Annotated in this window: 1 protein-coding gene; it reads right to left on the reverse strand. The window is 40.0% G+C overall.

Annotated elements, in window-relative coordinates:
* Nucleotides 1-40 precede the first annotated feature (40 nt).
* Complete coding sequence (locus IBX40_12510; protein MBE0525131.1) at nt 41-2,764, reverse strand: ATP-dependent helicase; 2,724 nt, start codon at nt 2,762-2,764, stop codon at nt 41-43.
* Nucleotides 2,765-2,828 lie beyond the last annotated feature (64 nt).

Here is a 2,828-nt window from a genome sequence, read left to right on the forward strand (position 1 = left end):
GTTTCTTCTTAATAATATCATAAAAATCATCTTCCATAATTCATGCTTTATATCTGCAAATAAGTTTGTAATTACACTGACTGCAAAATTTCCCTGGACATGCCGTGAAATCCCTTTTCATAATCCCGTCAATGTATTTTTCTGCGGTTGCTCCGGCAACCCGAAGCGCCCCTTCACTCACATCCACCGGGTCAGTGGTTGCATTCTCAAGAAAAGACACCGAACCTTTAGTTACAGGCTCACCAACCATCTTTAGCCCTGTTGTATAAAGCTGCACCTGCATAGCCAATTCCTCTTTGGAAATCACTGAATCTGAAGTCTTGTAGTCACGGATTTCAAGGTTAGCCTCATCGTGTAATATTACGTCCACTTTTCCCATTACTGTGGCTCGTTGAAGCGGGAATTCAATACGGCTTTCCACTTCTTTGATACGGTTCATGTCATCTTCATGTGTATCAACAAAATTTAGCAGTTTATCCAATGCTGTCCTCTTAGCATTATCCGTCATTTTCGGACCGGCAAATGGGAGGTGGAAATTATCTTCAATTGCCTGCATAATAGCGCTCTGAGGATTATACCCCTCATCACGTATGAGTTCACCCGCGCGCCGAAGGCAAAAATGCAGTGTGTTACCATATCCAAGCATAGGGTCCAATCCAGGCTGATAATTCCATACATGCCTGAGCATGTAAAGTGTTGGACACTTTCCGTATGTTATGAGTTCACCAGCTGCAAAAGTCTGTATCTCTTCAATATCCCCTGTGTTCTCAACCTTGCAAAGTGGTAGTGTGTCATCAACTACTAATTCAACCATTTTAGAAAGATTCAGACCATCAGTGATAAACTCGCTTGGACTTACTTTATTGCTAATTCTTTTAAAATAGCTCACTACAAGTGTTTCTTTTGCCCTGGTAAGAGCAACATAAAAGAGCTTTCTCTCGCTGTCCACATCACCTTCATACTTATCCACATCAAAGACATCTCTTGGTATGAGCCACTTCCTCTTCCTGCCTGTCATGGTAGATGGAAAACGTCGAGCAACCATCGCTGGAATAAATACAACAGCCCATTCCAGCCCCTTCGCCTGGTGAACTGTCATGAGCTGCACTGCATTCACACCCCTTGTATCATCACCAGCCTGTTCTTCATAAGAAGATGTGGCATAGAGGGTCATGTACCAGAACAATCCCTTCAGGTCTCGTACCCAATTCCTCTTCCTGCCACCGAGCATATTGGCAGTTTCATAATCGGAAAGAATGGTGCCAAACCGTCCAAGATTTGCCATGATAACCATGTGGTTGGGATTCGTCGGCTCAAGATCATGGAATCCCAGAATAATCAGTAGTTCCTGGAATATTCTTGTAAAATCGGGATATTCAGCACCAAGCGCAGACTCTTTCCATTTTATCAAAGATGAAGAGACTTTATCTGACAATGGTAGATCAGGTACGCCAGTTCTCCAGTTATCAAGTGCTGAATAAACAATATCATCCCCTTCAAGCGTATCTTCTTCTGATTCATCTTTCCAGAATGCATCATCAAATAACCATGCAAAAAGTTTACCAACCGCTTTAATCTCATATCGCCTGAAAAGACCAACTTTACCCCCCACCATTACCGGGATTTTTCTTTCCCTGAAAATGTCAATGAATAAGGGTGCTGATGTTTTAACACTCCTGAATAATATACCAATGTCACTGTATGAGCAGGCACCACTGTTTACATGGGATTCTATCTGATCTGCAATCCATTCCGCTTCTTCAGCCGCATTTTCGAATTTACCGAGATATACCGCACCCTCCTCTTTTCGTGTTGGTTCAAGGTGTGCATATTTTGTTTCAAAATTATCGGAAAATTCATTTGCAATTTCAATTATGGCTTTTGCACTTCGCCTGTTTTCAGTTATGGGTATAGTCTCTGTGTCAATATAATAAGTGGTAAAATCTTCAAAACAATCTTCATCAGAACCCCGCCACTGGTAAATAGTCTGTCTTGGATCACCAACAATAAATATCTGGGAGCCTTCACCTATAAGACGAATAAGCTTTTCCTGCGCCCTGTTTATGTCCTGATACTCATCCACAATGAGGTATTTCACATGAGCAAGTACATCTGGCTTGGTACTGAGATTCTCTATTGTGAGATTGATCATGCGGTTAAATGTGAGGCGCTTATGTGAATCTAAAATTTCCTCGTATTTATCAAATTGTTTTAAAAAATCAGATGCTGATTTTTTGAGTTTGTCTTTAGGGATTAATTCCCCGTAAACAACATTTGAAGTGTTCAAGAATGTTTCACAATTAGTGGAATATTTTCCATTATTTCCGAGTCCTATTTCCCATCCAACTCGCATCAAGAATGCCATTTCTTGATTTTCATCGAGAACATCGTAATCCCCAAAGCTAAAATAATCTTCTAATAAACGTGAACAATAGCCGTGAATAGTTCCCACAAACATATCACCCAGCCGAGCACAGATTTCATCTCCACCCAGATGCTTTATTCTATCGTATATTCGGCTTTTCATACTCTGGGCTGCTTTTTCAGTGAAAGTGAATGCAACAATGGATGATGGATCAACTTTTTTATGAATTAAAAGATACACAATCTTCCGGGTCAATGTTTCAGTTTTTCCTGCCCCTGCTCCAGCAATTATCCTGATATGTTCACTATCTGATAGAACAGCAGATTTTTGACTTTCTGATAATGGCTTAGGTTCATTTATGATTTTATCAAACAACTTAGTTCCATCCTTCGCACATATTTAAAGATAATTAATTGTTTATAAAATCTTTGAATACTTTTTGGACAAAAATACTTGGAATTCA

This window comes from Methanosarcinales archaeon, assembly GCA_014859725.1.
Lineage (GTDB): Archaea > Halobacteriota > Methanosarcinia > Methanosarcinales > Methanocomedenaceae > Kmv04.